Raw genomic sequence first — 17088 nt, forward strand, 5'->3', positions numbered from 1 at the left:
TTGGTTAATTGGCAACCGTAATCGCTTGTGAGCCCATAGCTTCCCAGACAGTTTTGAAGCTCCAAAGATTATAGGCTTCCTGCCCGCCAGTCATCGGATCATTCAAATATGCGTTGTCATCGTCCCAACCGGTCAGCAGCAGGGCGTGCTCCGGATCGTACCAGTCGACTAGGTTGCCAACTGGATCGACCCATTCATCCTTTAACTCGGGGGGATCCATATGCTCCGTAGCCCAGACCAGGACGGGCCTGCCTGACTTCACTGTATCCAACAGCTTGTCCAGCGGCGAGCCTGTCAGGTCTATAATTCGTCCGGGCAAATAACGCTCTAAGAGCTCTGCGACCGGCTTATGATAAATCCCGTATCCCACATCGAATGGATCTCCGACGAAAACATCCTGTGGATTCGCCCCTTCCCAGGATCCGTCTTCTTGTATGCTGGGTAGAGGGCCCTTGGGAAGCCCATTGGCGATTTCTTCCTTGGATACGTCGACACCGGCCCAGTTCAGCAGCATAGTCGCCGCAACCGCTTCACAGCCGTTGGGCAGCTCCGGCAGCTGTGACAGAGCGATCGTATGAGAGACTTGATAGTAGTGTTTCTCTTCATCAGGAGAGTCGGATAGTGGCAGGGATAGCGCTTGTGCCGGTACAGCTGATGTGCAGATAACGGTTAGGAATAGAGCTATTGTATATTTTATGTTCAAGATCCGTACCTCCTCACAATCTTATTATATCAGTTGACGTTTTTTTATTAAGCGTGATATAAATGGTTTGGGTAAGAAGGCCTATATATAGCTGAATTTGGAAGCAGGTTTTACAATCATTTCATACAACCTCGAGGTGCAGCATTATGCTTACATTCGTAGCGTCCCTGCTTCTTTACATCATTCCGGTATTTTTGTTATTTCACATGGCCTTTGAAGTGTATCACCGGAATCGCGGCTATGCGTTAAACCGTATTGCGTTCATTCTCTTGCTGTTATTAGGGTTCCTCTTTGCGGGAAACTATCTAGTGCGAGTAACACCGGAAGCGTATACAAGTGTCGTTACCCGCTTATTTTACTATTTCCCGGCAATCGTGACATTGAGCGTGTCTCTTCATTTCTACTTGCGGATGACAGGGAGATTTCAGTCCATTGCCAAATGGAAGCTGCTCGCTGTATGTTACGGACAGTTGCTGCCGGCGCTCGCGCTCTTTTTGCCTATGTCATGGTTCGAGATCGGCGTTGTCGACGGAGGCTTGTGGAATGTTGACATTCCAGGCCTCGGAATTAAATTGCTCCTGCTAGGTTGCAACTGCTATTCATTTCTCGTCAGTCTTATTCTGGTTGTGGCCGGCTTAAGCTATGTGAAAAAGTATGATCTAAACTTAAAAATAAAGCAATTTCGCACTATACTTCTAGGGCTTATCGTTGGAGGAACATGGGGGATTGTTTTTTTACTGCACAAACGCCTTCCGGTTATTCCACATAGCTTGAATTGCCCGGACTTAGGCTTATTTTCGATATTATGGTTTGCGCTCTTTTTGAGAACGGCTATGCTCAAATTTGACTTTTTGCCGGCGATCGACCGCAATTATCAGAAATTGTACGACTTGGCACCACTCGCCATTCTTGTGGTGAATGCACGTGGTATTATTCGCGATTTAAACCCGCAGGCGGCTCAGCTGCTGGAGCGCGCTCCCGAGGACTTGCTCTACCAGCATGTCGATCAGATTCTGCTCTCAGCAGCTAATCGAATCAAGGGAGCAGCCGTAGATTTCTGCGTCGTCACACGCAACGGTGTGGCCAAAACTGTCCAAGTTGATAGTTACGATATGGAGTCGCAGGGTGAGCTTCTGCGTTATATTGCCTTGGCTGACGTGGAGCAGCGCAGAAGCGCAGAGGAGCAGATCGATTATTTGGCTTATCATGATCCCGTAACGGGATTAGCGAACCGCACACAGTTCCAGCGCCAAATGGATATGCATCTCGGGAGTCAGCCGTCGAGGCCTATAGGGGTTCTGCTTATCAGGCTGGCTGGCGAGTCCGATCAAGTTTTTGCGGCCGATCTGCTGAGGCAAATTGTGCCGGAACGCGCGCTGATTGCCAGATTGGATCATGAGCAATTTGCCCTATTGATTACGGATGACTTGGAGCTGGATCAACTCCTTGCCTTAGGGAACCATGTAGTGACAGAGGGGCAGGCGCACGATTTAAACGCAAATGTCGGGATTGGCTTGTATCCTGACCATGGTCTGACGTTTGACGAACTTATGCAAGCGGCCGAGTCAGCGGTTCACCAAGCTAACAAGATGGGCTTGCAAGCAGCCATTCATGGAATTGTGCAGCGGAACTTAAAGGCTCAGGATCAGCAGATAGGCGCACAGAGAGCGTTTGACGCAGGCGAATTTATTTATTATTACCAACCGCTGCTCGATGTTCGTTCGGGCCGGATCATCGGGACAGAAGCGCTGCTTCGCTGGGTACGCCCAGGCGTCGGTCTTGTACCTTTTCAAGATTTCTTAATGTCTGTTGACAAAGAAGATCTCAGGGATGAAATCAGTTACTGGGTGCTGGAGAACATTTGCCATCAGCAGCGGCAATGGACGGAGCAGGGATTGCCGCAGGTGCAGATGTCTGTGAACTGCACACCGCAGTTTCTGCTGCATCCACAATTTCCGACACGGTTAATAGAGACGCTGAGCCGATCGGGGATCCAACCGGAGATGCTCAGTCTGGTTGTGAAGGAAGACAGCATGACAGATAGCGTTGAAGCTTTGCTAAAAAGAGGGAACGAACTTCTGGAACTTGGTATTAAGCTTACACTTGATGTATGCGGAATCGGTTCCGGTTCGCTCCATGTCATTAAGCAGTTAGATGTGCACGCGATTATGGTGGATTGCTCCCGCCAGGTTAATCTGCAGGCGGAGCCCGATCAAGTCCGCTTGCATACGCTGATCGCGATGTCCTACAGCTCAGGCAAGCGAGTCATCGCTAAAGGCGTAGAGACCTTTGAGCAATGGGAGCTTCTCTCTGCCTTAGGGTGTGACCAGATGCAGGGTCAATTTGTCAGCAAGCCGTTAGAAGCGCATGATTTTGTCCGATATATGCATCAAAAAAAGCTCGGGGCATGACCTTATGCCGTCAACGTTCATATAATAGGATACAATAAGTGTATAAACCTGTTTGTGGATTTGAGGGTGAGCGGATGAACCGACACGAGATGGAGAAAAAAGCGCTGGAGCAAACGGCGATCGATCTTTTCCTGGAAGTATATAACCGCAATCATGAATCCTCGCTGAGCCTAGTCAGGCAGCAAGAAAAGCCTGATTCCGTACTTGAAGACCAGATGCATCACCAGGTTGGATTAGAGGTTACGCATCTTTTTTATGACTCGGAAGAGGCGCGCCTGATGATGGCCCGCTCAGAGTTTCTAAAGCCTGGGGCGGAAGAACTGGAGTCATTTATTAAGGTCATTAATGATCGGGTGCGCAGCAAGGAAGATAAGCTCAAAGATTACTCGCATGAGTACCCGTGCATGCTATTAATCCGCAATCTGTCCCTGTTATTCGGCATGTCCGATGTGCTTGGCAGAAAAGATGTTCTCCAGCTCCCCGGGGGGCAATTCACCCACGTATGGCTGCTTTCCAGAGATTTTACGCCGGATTGGCTGCTGATTGATTTATATGACATCGTGCGCCTTGCATAGCGAGATATTTATGGATATATTTACCTTGTTAAGCATATAAAAAACTTAGGCTTGGCTTTGCAATGCAATGGATGAGACAAGCTTAGGAGGCGCAGGATGAAGCGATTGTATATTTTGCTAGTTGTCATATTTGGCGTGTATGCCGTGCTGATGAGTGTGTATTTACTGCATGGCAATCTATTCGCAATCCCCAAAGAATTGATAGGGACGGATGTCGATCCTCACTTATTTATGACCGTGGATGAGATTACGAAAGCTGAAGCGTTGTCACGTATCCATTCGCTAGCCTTTTTCCTTACCTCTCCTCTGCAAATAGGATTGATTCTCCTTCTACTTGGTGTCAGTGTTAAGTTTCGCTTGCTTGCGGAGCGGTTGTTGAAGCGGCCGTTTTGGCAAATGATCGTTTTTGTGCTGTTGTTCAGCATGCTGCTCGATATTTTATTTCTCCCCGTGGATTACTATTTGTTTCGGGTGGACCGGAGCTATGGGATATCGAATGAAACGATCGGCATGTTTTGGAGCGACCAAGCGAAAGACTTCGCTGTCAACAGCATCGGCACGATTGTGCTCGTCTGGATGTTCAGATGGCTGTTGAAGCTTAGCCCTGGCCGTTGGTGGCTGTGGTTCTGGCTTGCTTCGATCCCGCTGATTTTGTTCATTACCTTTATTCAGCCTGTGGTGCTGGATCCGCTGTACAACGACTTTTATCCGCTGCAAAATCAAGAACTGAAGAAGCAAATCTTATCGCTGGCAGCGCAGTCGCACATTCCGGCGGACCAGGTGTATGAAGTGAATATGTCCGAACGTACGAATGCCATTAACGCTTACGTGAACGGTATTGGCGGGAACGCACGGATTGTTCTATGGGATACGATCCTGCAAAAACTGCAGTCCAAAGAGATTTTGACCGTGATGGCTCACGAGATGGGACACTATGTGGAAGGGCATATTTATTGGGGGATCCTGTACGGGGTTGTGCTTAGCTTTTTCGGGTTTTGGCTCGCTTTTCACGCCTATCGCACATTTGTTCGGCGCTGGGGTCCGCTTTGGGGCATCCGCGGGGAAACCGATCTGGCAGCCCTTCCGGCGCTGCTCCTGATCGTGACCGTGATGAATTTTGCATCGGCTCCGGCCCAAAATGCATTCTCGCGCGTCATCGAGCATCGAGCTGACGTTTATTCCATGAAGCTGACAGGCGATGGGAACTCGGCGATACACGCCTTCCAGAAGATTGCCAAGGAAAATCTGAGCCCCGTTACCCAGCCGAAACTCGTGCAATGGTTCCGCGGCTCGCACCCGACGATTCTGGAGCGGATTGAGTACTTCAAGCAATTTAGCCAGTAAAATAAAAAGAACGCTGCCGCCAACTCCAATGAGAGGTGGTGCAGCGTTCTTTTATATTGTTAATCGTTTCTACGCGTCATTTGCTGCCAGACGGAGCCTTCTGCGGCATGACCGCCTTCGATGCGCTCCAGCGCAATCTTGACCTGCATGCGGACTTCAAATTCGGCGTCGTCGACAGCGTCGCGCAAGGAGTCTACGACGGATTTGTCGCCGACCTCATACAGGAAGCGAGCCGCGCGCCAACGCACGAGCTTATTGCGGTCCCGCAGCGCCTTGGCCATGGCCGGCATCGCTGCGGGATCGCCAATGTCGGACAGCGTGTCACCGGCTGTCCGGCGAACGACAGGTGAATCGTCCTCGAGGGCACGATACAGATAGGGCAGTACCTCGGGCTCCTTGATATCGCCGAGGTAAACCGTTGCCAGTCGTCGAACCGACGTGTTCTCGTCCTGCAGGGCTAGGACGAGAAGCGGGAGCGTCTCTAGCGACGGCTGGATCTTCTGAAGCGCGGCGTAGCGCAGCTTCCAGTCGGATTGGCGCAGCTGCTCCGCCACTGCGCCGGAGTCGATCTCGCCTGAAGGGCCGTCTTCGGCCTCAGGCGTACCCGGTGTCTCCTGCATCGCAAGGGAGACCAAATGTTCGATGCGGGCGTCATCATAGGAAGCGTCCAGTTCCTGGACGACCTCGCCCGCAATGTCTTTGAGCTCGCCGTAGCGCACGCCGAGCTCTTCGAGCTTCCGCTCCTTGATCAGGTTCGGCGATGCCGTACCTGCGCGGACCGCGGCCTGCGTGAAGCGCTCCGGCATGGCGGCGCGAACTTCCTCGCTGCCGGCGCGCACGCGCACCTGAAGCGGAATGCCGCGGAACGTCTGCAGCAGCACCTGCGCCTCGCCGAACGCCACCTCAGGGGCGGCTTGCTCGGTCAACAGTTCGCTGCCTGCAGTCGGCTGTGCTTCGCCAAAAATCTCACGGGCTTTGGCCAGAATGAACTGCCAGTCACCCTTAGGGTTGCGGTCCACAGCTATAAAATCGGCGGTATGGAACAAGCTGGTGACGCCTTGGACAGCCAGCAGTTCGCGAATAGCTTCCGGGGCACCGGTGCTGTTCGCTTTGGTATAAGTCATCCGCACGCCGGCAGGGAGGGATTCGTCCATATTTAGTTTCATCGAGTTGGGACTTGGTGTCGGTTCGATTGAAATGATTTTCATGGGGCTTAGGCATCTCCTTCAACTAACAAAATGAAAGGCCTGGACGCCACTGTCTCTGTCGTCCAGGCCTGATATAGGCAGTAGCTGCCGCTTAATCGAGATCCAATAAGTTACGATTCAAGTATTGATCTAACGTTTTGCTCAGATCAAACACGGTATGCGCCAAGTCCACATTCTCAAAAACGTGGTCGCATTGATCGCGATACGCTATTTCTTCCTCATAATGCGAAAGATAGCTGGCAATCACTTCCGGGGAGTCGCCGCTTTCGCGCATCCGCTCAGCGAGGGTTTCTTTGTCGGCGTAGATGAGTACCTGCACGACATGCTCGTTGTACAGCTGCTTGAGCGTCTGTGCTCCGGAACGGTTCAAAATCAAGTAGATGCTGCCGCTCGATTTGAACATTTGCTCGATATCCGAGCTCTTGATCCCGTACAGGTGATCGTTGACTGTACTAACCTCGATGAATTCGTTCGCCGCTTGCGCAGCCACGAATTGCGCCGGGGAGATGAAGTGATAATCTTGACCATCGACTTCAGTCGCTTTCGGAGGTCTTGTCGTATAAGAGATCACTTGTTTCATGCCCAAGGTCGAGCCGGACATTTCCGCAACAGTTTTGCGGCCAGCTCCATGCGGACCCGTAAATACAAAAATCATTTCTCTTTCCTTTAATGCGTACATGGAACATACCTCCTTTATTTTGTGAATAGGTGTGGTAAATCCTACGTGCGTGCTCCGGTTTGAAACGATTTTTGTTGGGGTAAGTCATCCTGCGAAGCTACCCCCGGAAAATAGGGAATATCTATATTTTACATCTTTCGCTGCGAGTGGTAAAGCTCTGATGCAAACGCTTTTAGCGTAGGTTCGCGCGTTATGCCGTGTTAGACGGCTGTTAGCGCCGTCCGCGGCCACGGCCATCGGTGTTGCCGCGCCTTGCGTCCTGGCCACCACGCGGCGCACCGCTTCTGGCGCCGCCTTGCGAGCCTCGGCCCTGAGATGAGGTACGCGCTCTGTCGGCGCCCGCACCGCGCCCGCCGCCGAAGGTGCGCTCCGCACCGCCACGCTCGCGCCCGCCGCCGAAGGTGCGCTCCGCGCCACCACGCTCACGCCCGCCGCCGAAGCTGCGCTCCGCGCCACCACGCTCGCGCCCGCCGCCGAAGGTGCGCTCCGCACCGCCACGCTCGCGCCCGCCGCCGAAGGTGCGCTCCGCACCGCCACGCTCGCGCCCGCCGCCGAAGGTGCGCTCCGCGCCACCACGCTCGCGCCCGCCGCCGAGGCTGCGCTCCGTACCGCCACGCTCACGCCCGCCGCCGAAGGTGCGCTCCGCGCCACCACGCTCACGCCCGCCGGCTCCGCTCCGCTCCGTACCGCCACGCTCACGCCCGCCGCCGAGGCTCCGCTCCGTACCGCCACGCTCACGCCCGCCGCCGAGGCTGCGCTCCGTACCGCCACGCTCACGCCCGCCGCCGAAGCTGCGCTCTGCGCCACCGCGCTCGCGCCCGCCGCCGAAGGTGCGCTCCGGGCCACCACGCTCACGCCCGCCGCCGAGGCTGCGCTCCGTACCGCCACGCTCACGCCCGCCGCCGAAGCTACGCTCCGCGCCACCGCGCTCACGCCCGCCGCCGAAGCTACGCTCTTCACTACCACGCCCAGCGCCCGCACCGCGTCCGCGCGCGCCTTGCCCACGCGTCCTGCTGGCGTCACCTCGGTCGCTGCCGCGTCCGCCGCCTTTGCGTGCAGACCCGCGGCCTTCGCTTACATAATCTTCCTCGACCGCTGCACGTACGCGACGAGGCTGATCTTTCTGGCGCAGCGACATCTTTATACCTTTTTCGATCAACTCAATGTTGTACATATCACGCTGTGAAGCAAAGGTGACGGCTACGCCAGTCTGCCCAGCCCGGCCTGTTCGGCCGATGCGATGGATATAGCTTTCGGCATCGAGCGGCACGTCATAATTGAATACATGCGTGACACCCTCAACATCCAGGCCCCGCGCAGCGATGTCCGTAGCGACCAGCAGCTCGATTTTACCGTCCCGAAATTTCTTCATCACTTGTTCGCGCTTGGCTTGAGATAGATCGCCATGAAGCTCATCGGACATCAAGCCCATATCCTGCAGGGCTTCATTTAAAGCCGAAGCTCTGCGCTTGGTCCGGCAAAAGATCATAGCCAAATAAGGCTTATACTGTTTGATGGCTTCCACCAGCGCGTCCTGCTTGCCGCGATCCGTCGTCTGCACAAGCACTTGTTCAATCTCCGACAACGTAATTTGCTTGCTGGCGATTTGAATCTCTGCAGCCTCACGCATATAGGCTTTAGCCAAATTACGAACTTGTTGCGGCATCGTAGCTGAGAACAGAAGCGTTTGTCGGTGAGAAGAAGTCTGGACGATGATATCCTGGACTTCATTCAAAAAGCCCATGTGCAGCATTTGATCCGCTTCATCCAAAACCAGCATCTTCAGCTTGTAGAAGTTAAGCGATTCCCGGCGCAGGTGATCCAGCAGTCTGCCGGGGGTTCCTACTACTATATGTATGTTGCCTTGGAGCTTTCTAAGCTGTCTTTCCACGTCTTGCCCGCCGTAAGCGGCCAAAACTTTTGCTCCCGTAATAGGCGCGAGCTTTTGCAGCTCGCTCGTAATTTGAATGGCGAGTTCACGGGTAGGAGTTAGGATTAGCCCCTGAATTTCCGGTTTCTCGACATTGATAGTTTCCAGCATCGGCAGTACGAAGGCAAGCGTTTTGCCTGTGCCCGTCTGGGCTTGGGCAATAACATCTACGCCGGACAGCAGCGCTGGAATGGCTTCCCGTTGAACCGGTGTCGGCTCGACGACGCCTTCTGATTTTAAAGCTTGAACAAGACTTTCTCTAACCCCTAAAGAGGCAAATCCACTTGACATGGTTAATTAGCAGCTCCCTTTTTCCTACATATTAAATTATGTTTAAAAAGTCTTTCTTTTAAACGAAAATTTTGCTTGACGATCACCTCATTCTACAGGAATGCTTGACAAATGAAAACAGGAGCAGACGGTTAACTTGAAAATAGCTTGAAAATAAGAAGAAACCACCTGGGGACGATAGCCTCCAAATGGTTTCTGTTGTTCGTTAATCTCCAGCCGGCACCTGAGCCGTGCCAAAGACACGTTCGACAGTCTGGTTAAAGTCGGTGAGACGGGGCATGAGGGAGTTGCCTTTCCAGCTCTCCTGCGCATAAGCGTTCATTTTATTGAGGAAGTCCCGGTTAGCAGATATATAGACATCCATGACATTCGGCTGCAGTTTGCGGACTTTTTCCGCTATTGTCTGTTTAAAACTGTGCGACAGCATGCTGTGGTGGGCGGCAGTTTCATAGCTGTTTACTCCGCTGTTCAATACATTGGAAGGCTGAACGTCGTTGAAAGGCTCGGTGTCATTGTAAAAGCCTTTGGCTGTACCCTGGTTGTTGGTCTCCTTGGTGGATCCCTTGGTGCCCACTGCCGTGCTGTCTATCATGAGGGCAACATAAGCGTTCTGATCCGTCGTCATGACGATCGCAGTGTTCACTCCGTTGATCGCATTCACTTGATTCGAGAGAAACTGATTATATTCCAGCTTCTTATTATTATGAGAGACAGGGCCATAAAGCTGCTGGGTTTGATAGGCCCGCAACCCATCTGTCGAATTTTGCTGCGGGGATCCGTAGTTGTAGTTGTCCGGACTTTTGCCGTACAATCTTCCTTTTTCAGCACAGCCGGATACGATTAAGACCAGGAATAGCCATCCATAAATCGGTAAACCTATCTTCCTGAGCATGTGTAAGAGACCTCCCAATTTTACGTTTTAATATCTATAGAATGGGATGTTTCCGCGCTTTTATTCGCCTGTCTGGACATGCGCATTTTTGCATATTAAGGCTGTTGTATGGAAATAACGATGGCGGGAAAATATATGGCTGGAGAGCGGTTTAAGAACATTTTGTGAACTCCTCTCCATAGATTGACAAAAACTTTTCACGAATTTATATTTATTAAAGTGTGATTTTGGTAAATTGACATGTGCATGACCTTTGTGGTAAAAATATTGGTTTGAAAAGTGGGGTTGATACAATGAGTCGATGGAAAAAGATGTGGCGTCTAATACCCCTTTTTGCGGTAATGACGTACTTGCTAACGGGTTGCGGAGACCCAACCCTGTCTGCTTTGAAGCCTAAAGGCCCAGTAGCAGAAGAGCAGCTTTTCTTGATGAAATTAAGTCTCTTTATCATGATTTTTGTCGTAATTGTCGTATTTGCCATTTATTTGTATGTGTTGGTCCGCTACCGTAAGCGTAAAGGCGACAACAGCATACCTAAGCAAGTGGAAGGCAACCACGTGCTTGAGATCATTTGGACTGTTATTCCGATTCTCCTGCTCCTGGTTCTTGCGGTACCGACTGTTTCTTACACCTTTAAGCACTCTACTAACTACACAAAGGACAAGGATGCCGTTCACGTGAAAGTGACAGCGCATCAATTCTGGTGGCAGTTTGAATATCCTGAACTTGGGATTGCGACTGCACAAGAACTTGTTATTCCTAAAGATAAGAAGATCGCCTTCGAACTTGTGTCGGCAGACGTCAGCCACGCGTTCTGGGTACCGTCTCTCGGTGGTAAGATCGACACGAACCCTGGTATCTCGAACACATTGTACTTGCAAGCTGATGAAATTGCGACTTTCCAAGGCAGATGTACGGAGCTGTGCGGAGCTTCCCACGCTTTGATGAACTTCACGGTTGTTTCCAAGAGTCAAGCTGACTTCGATGCTTGGGTGACAAAAATGAAAACGCCTGCTTCAGTGCCTGCTACAGCACAAAAAGGCGAAGAGCTCTTCAAAGAAAACTGCATGACTTGTCACGCAGTGAATGCTAACGGTCCTGGTGTTGCGCCGAACCTCAAAGGTTTCGCAGATCGCGATACGCTTGCGGGAATTCTGGAGCACACTCCTGAGAAAATGGAATTGTGGATTCATAATCCGCAAGAGCAAAAACCGGGCAACAAAATGCCTGCTTTCGGTAAAGAAGCTGGCGGCAAGCTCGATGATGCCCAAATTAAAGAAATCGTTAATTACTTACAGACTTTGAAATAATTAACTTCTCGGGATAAAGGAGGTAAATACGTTGGCTCACTCTCACACAGCTAAAAGATACAGCGGACTGATGGATTGGCTCACAACTGTCGACCATAAGAAAATCGGTATCCTGTATTTAATAGCGGGCGGCTTCTTCTTCCTCGTCGGAGGTTTGGAAGCGATTCTAATTCGGATTCAGCTCGCGTATCCCGATCAGCACATTTTCATCGGGGATACATTCAACCAGTTAACAACGATGCACGGCACAACGATGATCTTCTTCGCAGCGATGCCGGTCATCTTCGCTTTCATGAATGCAGTTGTACCTTTGCAAATCGGTGCGCGGGACGTTGCGTTCCCATTCGTTAACGCACTTGGTTTCTGGTTGTTCTTCCTAGGCGGCGTACTTATGAACACAAGCTGGTTCTTGGGTGGCGCGCCAGATGCGGGTTGGACAGGATATGCACCATTATCCACCATCACGGATGCCAGTTCGGCAACAACACTTCAACATAACATAATGGGTACAGATTTCTATGTACTTGGTTTGCAGATTGCAGGTATTGGTACACTTATCGGGGGTATTAACTTCCTGGTAACGATCATCAACATGCGTGCACCTGGTCTTACATATATGCGTTTGCCGATGTTTACATGGACGGCTTTCATTACATCGGGTCTGATTGTTCTTGCATTCCCGGCAATCACAGTTGCCCTGGTTGAACTCATGTTCGACCGTATCTTTGGCGGAGCATTCTTCGATGCAGCCAGAGGCGGTAACAACGTACTATGGGAGCATTTGTTCTGGATTTTCGGGCATCCTGAAGTTTACATTCTGATTCTTCCAGCGTTTGGTATTATCTCTGAGATTGTTTCTACATTCTCGAAAAAGCGTCTGTTCGGTTACAGCTCAATGGTTTTCGCGACTGTACTGATCGGTTTCTTGGGCTTCATGGTTTGGGTTCACCACATGTTTACAACAGGCTTAGGACCTGTAGCGAACTCGATCTTCGCTATTGCAACAATGGCGATTGCGGTTCCAACAGGGGTTAAGATCTTTAACTGGTTGTTCACGCTTTGGGGCGGACAAATCCGTTTCACAACGGCTAACGTATTCGCAACCGCGTTCATCCCGACATTCGTTATGGGGGGTACGACGGGGGTTATGCTAGCGATTCCAGATGCGGACTTCCAATATCACGATACTTACTTCGTCGTAGCTCACTTCCACTACGTAATCGTCGGTGGTCTGGTGCTTGGTTTGTTCGCTGGTTTGTACTACTGGTGGCCAAAAATGTTCGGCCGTATGCTGAACGAAACTTTGGGTAAAATTCATTTCTGGTTCTTCTTTATCGGTTTCCACCTGACCTTCTTCCCGCAGCACTTCTTGGGATTGATGGGGATGCCGCGTCGTGTATTTACTTACCAACCAGGGCATGACCTTGAAATGGGTAACTTAATTAGTACTGTCGGCGCCTTCTTGATGGGTATTGGTACATTAGTGTTCTTGATCAACATCATTGCAACTTCGGCTAAAGCGAAGAATGCTCCTGCAGATCCATGGGATGGACGTTCCTTGGAGTGGGCGATTCCTTCTCCTGCACCTGAGTACAACTTCAAACAAACTCCGCTCGTTCGTGGTTTGGATGCTCTTTGGAAAGAAAAAATGGCAGGTAATAAAGAGATGATTCCGGCGGAGCCAATCGGTTCCATCCATATGCCATCTCCTTCGATCTTGCCTTTGACAATGTCGCTCGGATTGTTTATCGCTGGTTTCGGTTTCATGTATGAACATTACATTGTGGTTGGCATTGGTATGGCAGTTACACTGATCAGCATGTTCTTGCGTTCCGTGTACGACGACCACGGCTGGCACATTGAACCAGAAGAGCTTGAAGACAAGGGGGGAAGAGCGTGAGTACTCATCATACAGGCGTACTGCCTGCGCATCCGGAAACGGCAACCCTTGAAGGGAAAAATAAAGTACTTGGTTTCTGGCTATTCCTTGGTGCCGAGGTAGTATTGTTCGGTTGCTTATTCGCAACATACATTGCACTTCGCAACTCCGTTCCAGACGGTCCTACGGCTGATGAGCTGTTCAAGCTCAACACCGTTGCCTGGTCTACGTTTGTTCTCTTGACAAGTAGTTTAACTAGCGTATTCGCCATTATGGCGATGCACAAGCAGAAGCTTGGCCAATTGCTGTTCTGGTTGTTGATTACCGTATTGTTCGGCTTGACGTTCTTGGGCATGGAGATCTATGAGTTTAACGAATATGTACATGAAGGTCACAAGTTCGTGACAAGTGCGTTCTCGACTTCCTTCTATACACTGGTTGGATTCCATGGAGCCCACGTTGCATTCGGTATTTGCTGGATCACCCTGTTGATTCTGCAAGGGTTGAAAAAAGGTTTGACAGTCGTAACAGCGCCTAAGTTTTATGTAGCTGCTCTGTACTGGCACTTTATCGACTTGGTTTGGGTATTTATCTTCACAGTTGTATATCTGATGGGGAAGGTGGGGCATTAAGATGAGCAACAATTCTCATGAAGCAACCACACCTAGCAAGCGCCACAAACCGGAATCACCGACGAATCACTACCTGTCTTACATTATCTCGATTGTTCTGACGATGCTGGCATTTGCCGTCGTGCTTTACGGTGATCTGGATCGCTCGTTCATCTTCATTTTCATCGTGACTTTAGCTTTAGTTCAAGCGGTTATCCAACTGTTCTTCTGGATGCATGCCAAAGAAAGAGGACATCTGTTCCCTCTGATTTTCTTGGCAGGAGGCGCGTTTGTCGCACTAACTGGAGTCATTACGGCCGTATATTGGGTTTGGTGGTAAGAAGCAAGAAGAGGCAACTTTGTCTAGGCAAAGTGCCTCCTCTTTTTTTAGTTTTAAAATAGGAAGTATTTAACAAAGGAGATAGACAAAGCTATGAACCAAATTGGCGGTTTTTTTGAGCTGTGGAATCCTGTTTTGCTGCTAGTGGTCATCGTCGTTGGGTATGTATATAGTCGCTTAGTCGCAAAAGGGAATGGAAATTCCACAGATGAGTCGGTTTCGGGGACGCAACAACTATCTTTTTATTTCGGATTAGCTTTATTTTATATTGGGCAAGGCAGTCCGATTAATTTTTTAGGACATCACTATCTGTTCAGCATGCACATGCTGCAGCAGACGCTGCTTTATTTGACAGTTCCGATTTTTATCTGGATTGGCCTGCCTGCCTGGATGGTTCGGGCCTTACTTCTTAAAAATAGCATCATTCGCGGCTTGTTTTCTTTCTTAACACGCCCGCTCATCGCTTTGTTCTTATTTAACATGCTCTTTTCGATCTATCATATGCCGTTTATTATGGATGGTTTAATGCGTCATGAATGGCTTCAATTAGGGTATCATACGGTTCTTTTGATCTCTGCATTTGTGATGTGGTTCCCTGTCTTTTGTCCAATTCCCGAAATGAATCGACTTAGCGAATTGAAGAAACTGGCCTACATTTTCGGCAATGGTGTACTGCTGACACCGGCCTGTGCACTTATTATTTTCGCAGATACAGTCATTTATGATATGTACACGAATGTAACGATTCCCTTTGCGCACCTGTCGACCCTCGACGATCAACAACTCGGAGGTGTCATCATGAAAGTGCTGCAAGAGGTTATTTATGGCGGGACACTTGCTTACATTTTCTTCAGATGGTATCGTAGAGAGCGCAACGAAGAAGAAGATCTGGACGCTATCCACACCCACGACAATATGAATCCGCAAGGTGGCAACTGGAATCGCGCTTAAAGAAAGGAATAAGGAATATGCATATTTTGCCTACGATTTCTACGACATTTATCGTTATTAGCGCCATATTGGTGGGCTTCGGTTGGTATCATATCGTTCAAGGAAATAGAGAAACGCATCAAAAGCTTATGGTTTTCGGTGCGATCTTTGCGCTAGGTTTCTTCATTATTTACATGTCTCGGACTTTGTTCGAGGGGAATACGTCGTTTGGCGGACCGGAAAGCTTGAAGCTGCCGTACCATTTATTTTTGTTCTTCCATATTACCTTAGCGACGGTTGGCGCGGTTCTTGGCTTAATCACGCTATGGTTTGCCTATAAACAAAAGTTTTTGAAACATAAAAGAATTGGCCGTGTGGCAGCAATCGTCTGGCTGTTAACCGCTCCAACAGGCGTCGTTGTTTACGTCATGCTTTACATTCTATACCCTGGCGGGACGACAAAGCCGGTATTGGATGCCATTTTCGGTTTATAAAAGAGAAGCTGAATGCGTGTGATCACTCACAATCATTCAGCTTTTTTGTTGCCGTTAAGGGTGCTCAAGGAGCTTGCCCAAAGGTTTATAAACGGTTTCCACCCACATTGTCGGACCCGGGATATCCGGGAAAAAGATGAGCAGGCCCGCCAGCAGGCAGGCAATAACGGAAAAGACGATGAAAGCTACTTTTTCCTTATGCATGTTGCTGCTGATTTTGGGCCATTCATAGACAAAAATGAGCGCAACGATGGCGATGATTCCGCATAGCAACCCCCATTTCACTAGTGTTTCACCTCGTTCTCCGGTACTCCCGCCGGTCCTGTCGATATGCCAGGCCTACGGACGTAAGCCTTGAGATCAAAGTTGACTTCGACCTCTGGGAAGACCTCATCCCAACGATCCTTCACCTGCTGCCATTCTTTCGGATATTTACGGTGAAAAGCGCCAGCGAAATCGAAGACATCGGCATTCATCTTTTTTTGTACTTGCTCCAGACAAGCCCTGACCCGGGCTTCAATATTTTGCTTCAGTTGTAATTCCAGAGAACCGAGATGTTTGGGATTCATGAGATCCAGATTCGTCGCGTTCTGAATAATATCGTCCTCAGTAACACCTCTCAATGTAACACTCCATTTGCCATTGTCGATATGGGGGATGAGTTCCGAACGGGCTTCGATCAATTTCATCGACACAAAGCCATTGGCTTCTTTGGGCGTATGGGTGACCACAGCCGATTCAACTTCGTCTCTTAGCCACAAGGCGCCTCTAGTTAAGGTGTCATCGATATGGCCGACCATTTTGTCTTTTTTAAAGATCGCTGTCCCTGTAATATAAGGGACCGTGTTATTTTTATTTTTGCCTTCTTCGGCAGGTAGTTCGGTTATCCATGGCAGCGCGGAAGCTCCCGTGTCCCCAATCATACTGGCGCTGAGATCTTTTAAAGTAACCTTCAGCATTGCTTTGGATTTAGCCAGCTCCCTCAGCACCTCCGACGAGCTGCGCTCCAAAGGCGGCATGAGCTCCAAGGCGCGTTTTGCTTCTTTGTCGCTGATAAACACGTAAGCGCCGATCCGGACTTGCGGATGACGGACCATGAAATCGAGGTGGTTGCGGATACCTTGTTCGGCTAAAGTCCGGCTGATGATGAATACCTCGGTATGCCCCCAAAATACGCGGCGCGGCAGTTTTTCCTGCAATTTGGTCATCGCGTCAACAATCGTCAAACCTTCTGCGGAGCGAACAAAGGTTAGACCTCCCGTACTTCCGCTCCCGCCGCCATACATCCCTTGTTGTGAACTCCCACCCGCACCTCTAGGAATAAACACTTGTACGGACAGCTCGATTTTTTTGGAGCTCTTCTGATCAATACCGGCTGCGGTAATGAGCGCCAAGTCATTGACTTCGACCCGATCCCAGCACCCGGTTAGCAAGCAGGAAAGTCCGATAAGAACACAGATTAGCTTCCACATGAAACGTACGTTTTCCATG

At 50.2% G+C, this 17088-nt stretch carries 16 protein-coding genes; 9 read left to right on the top strand and 7 right to left on the bottom strand.

Annotated elements, in window-relative coordinates:
* Window positions 1-4: 4 nt before the first annotated feature.
* Window positions 5-703, bottom strand: a complete 699-nt coding sequence (locus tag O9139_RS15410; RefSeq protein WP_270880357.1) for a C39 family peptidase — start codon at window positions 701-703, stop codon at window positions 5-7.
* Between the two features lie 146 nt (window positions 704-849).
* Here O9139_RS15410 and O9139_RS15415 point away from each other — a divergent pair, with 146 nt between their 5' ends.
* From O9139_RS15415 to O9139_RS15425, 3 genes are all read left to right on the top strand, one after another.
* Window positions 850-3114 (top strand): EAL domain-containing protein, encoded by a 2265-nt coding sequence (locus O9139_RS15415; protein ID WP_270880358.1) that lies wholly within the window; start codon window positions 850-852, stop codon window positions 3112-3114.
* A gap of 74 nt (window positions 3115-3188) precedes the next feature.
* The gene (locus O9139_RS15420) at window positions 3189-3689 is read left to right on the top strand and encodes a hypothetical protein (RefSeq protein ID WP_270880359.1); all 501 of its coding nucleotides are present in this window, start codon (window positions 3189-3191) and stop codon (window positions 3687-3689) included.
* 96 nt (window positions 3690-3785) lie between these two features.
* Window positions 3786-5033: a M48 family metallopeptidase gene (locus O9139_RS15425; protein WP_270880360.1), complete on the top strand. Its 1248-nt coding sequence runs from the start codon at window positions 3786-3788 to the stop codon at window positions 5031-5033.
* Window positions 5034-5092: 59 nt separating this feature from the next.
* Here the strand turns inward: O9139_RS15425 and O9139_RS15430 are convergent, their stop codons facing one another.
* The 4 genes from O9139_RS15430 to O9139_RS15445 form a co-directional block, all read right to left on the bottom strand.
* A complete protein-coding gene (locus O9139_RS15430) occupies window positions 5093-6241 on the bottom strand; it encodes a virulence factor (protein ID WP_270880361.1) in 1149 nt (382 codons plus the stop codon).
* Window positions 6242-6332: 91 nt separating this feature from the next.
* Complete coding sequence (locus O9139_RS15435) at window positions 6333-6920, bottom strand: guanylate kinase (RefSeq protein ID WP_270880362.1); 588 nt, start codon at window positions 6918-6920, stop codon at window positions 6333-6335.
* Between the two features lie 211 nt (window positions 6921-7131).
* Window positions 7132-9141: a DEAD/DEAH box helicase gene (locus tag O9139_RS15440; protein WP_333742663.1), complete on the bottom strand. Its 2010-nt coding sequence runs from the start codon at window positions 9139-9141 to the stop codon at window positions 7132-7134.
* Window positions 9142-9346: 205 nt separating this feature from the next.
* Window positions 9347-10033 (bottom strand): YhcN/YlaJ family sporulation lipoprotein, encoded by a 687-nt coding sequence (locus O9139_RS15445; RefSeq protein ID WP_270880363.1) that lies wholly within the window; start codon window positions 10031-10033, stop codon window positions 9347-9349.
* Window positions 10034-10326: 293 nt separating this feature from the next.
* On the opposite strand from O9139_RS15445, the gene coxB reads away from it, so the two are divergent.
* The 6 genes from coxB (at window position 10327) to O9139_RS15475 (ending at window position 15597) form a co-directional block, all read left to right on the top strand.
* The gene (gene coxB / locus O9139_RS15450; protein WP_270880364.1) at window positions 10327-11343 is read left to right on the top strand and encodes a cytochrome c oxidase subunit II; all 1017 of its coding nucleotides are present in this window, start codon (window positions 10327-10329) and stop codon (window positions 11341-11343) included.
* A 70-nt stretch (window positions 11344-11413) separates the two neighbouring features.
* Window positions 11414-13243 (top strand): cytochrome c oxidase subunit I, encoded by a 1830-nt coding sequence (gene ctaD, locus O9139_RS15455; RefSeq protein ID WP_270880592.1) that lies wholly within the window; start codon window positions 11414-11416, stop codon window positions 13241-13243.
* On the top strand, window positions 13240-13854 hold the full coding sequence (locus tag O9139_RS15460; protein ID WP_270880365.1) for a cytochrome (ubi)quinol oxidase subunit III: 615 nt from the start codon (window positions 13240-13242) through the stop codon (window positions 13852-13854). Before ctaD ends, O9139_RS15460 begins: the two co-directional genes overlap by 4 nt.
* Window position 13855: 1 nt before the next feature.
* Window positions 13856-14173, top strand: a complete 318-nt coding sequence (locus O9139_RS15465; protein WP_270880366.1) for a cytochrome C oxidase subunit IV family protein — start codon at window positions 13856-13858, stop codon at window positions 14171-14173.
* Between the two features lie 93 nt (window positions 14174-14266).
* Window positions 14267-15124: a cytochrome c oxidase assembly protein gene (locus O9139_RS15470; protein ID WP_270880367.1), complete on the top strand. Its 858-nt coding sequence runs from the start codon at window positions 14267-14269 to the stop codon at window positions 15122-15124.
* 17 nt (window positions 15125-15141) lie between these two features.
* The gene (locus O9139_RS15475; protein ID WP_270880368.1) at window positions 15142-15597 is read left to right on the top strand and encodes a DUF420 domain-containing protein; all 456 of its coding nucleotides are present in this window, start codon (window positions 15142-15144) and stop codon (window positions 15595-15597) included.
* A 54-nt stretch (window positions 15598-15651) separates the two neighbouring features.
* Here O9139_RS15475 and O9139_RS15480 read toward each other — a convergent pair whose 3' ends face one another.
* Window positions 15652-15882, bottom strand: a complete 231-nt coding sequence (locus O9139_RS15480) for a hypothetical protein (RefSeq protein ID WP_270880369.1) — start codon at window positions 15880-15882, stop codon at window positions 15652-15654.
* Complete coding sequence (locus O9139_RS15485; protein WP_270880370.1) at window positions 15882-17087, bottom strand: Ger(x)C family spore germination protein; 1206 nt, start codon at window positions 17085-17087, stop codon at window positions 15882-15884. The genes O9139_RS15480 and O9139_RS15485 overlap by 1 nt, the downstream gene beginning before the upstream one ends.
* Between the last annotated feature and the right edge of the window lies 1 nt (window position 17088).

The sequence above is a fragment of the Paenibacillus aestuarii genome, from assembly GCF_027789125.1.
GTDB classification, from domain to species: Bacteria; Bacillota; Bacilli; order Paenibacillales; family NBRC-103111; genus Paenibacillus_E; species Paenibacillus_E aestuarii.

Excerpts from the sequence above, each read along its gene's own strand:
- ctaD (WP_270880592.1), top strand. The coding sequence starts at position 11,414 with ATGGATTGGCTCACAACTGTCGACCATAAGAAAATCGGTATCCTGTAT.
- coxB (WP_270880364.1), top strand. The coding sequence starts at position 10,327 with ATGAGTCGATGGAAAAAGATGTGGCGTCTAATACCCCTTTTTGCGGTA.
- O9139_RS15415 (WP_270880358.1), top strand. The coding sequence starts at position 850 with ATGCTTACATTCGTAGCGTCCCTGCTTCTTTACATCATTCCGGTATTT.
- O9139_RS15435 (WP_270880362.1), bottom strand. The coding sequence starts at position 6,920 with ATGTACGCATTAAAGGAAAGAGAAATGATTTTTGTATTTACGGGTCCG.
- O9139_RS15420 (WP_270880359.1), top strand. The coding sequence starts at position 3,189 with ATGAACCGACACGAGATGGAGAAAAAAGCGCTGGAGCAAACGGCGATC.
- O9139_RS15445 (WP_270880363.1), bottom strand. The coding sequence starts at position 10,033 with ATGCTCAGGAAGATAGGTTTACCGATTTATGGATGGCTATTCCTGGTC.
- O9139_RS15475 (WP_270880368.1), top strand. The coding sequence starts at position 15,142 with ATGCATATTTTGCCTACGATTTCTACGACATTTATCGTTATTAGCGCC.
- O9139_RS15425 (WP_270880360.1), top strand. The coding sequence starts at position 3,786 with ATGAAGCGATTGTATATTTTGCTAGTTGTCATATTTGGCGTGTATGCC.
- O9139_RS15470 (WP_270880367.1), top strand. The coding sequence starts at position 14,267 with ATGAACCAAATTGGCGGTTTTTTTGAGCTGTGGAATCCTGTTTTGCTG.
- O9139_RS15440 (WP_333742663.1), bottom strand. The coding sequence starts at position 9,141 with ATGTCAAGTGGATTTGCCTCTTTAGGGGTTAGAGAAAGTCTTGTTCAA.
- O9139_RS15430 (WP_270880361.1), bottom strand. The coding sequence starts at position 6,241 with ATGAAAATCATTTCAATCGAACCGACACCAAGTCCCAACTCGATGAAA.
- O9139_RS15485 (WP_270880370.1), bottom strand. The coding sequence starts at position 17,087 with ATGGAAAACGTACGTTTCATGTGGAAGCTAATCTGTGTTCTTATCGGA.
- O9139_RS15465 (WP_270880366.1), top strand. The coding sequence starts at position 13,856 with ATGAGCAACAATTCTCATGAAGCAACCACACCTAGCAAGCGCCACAAA.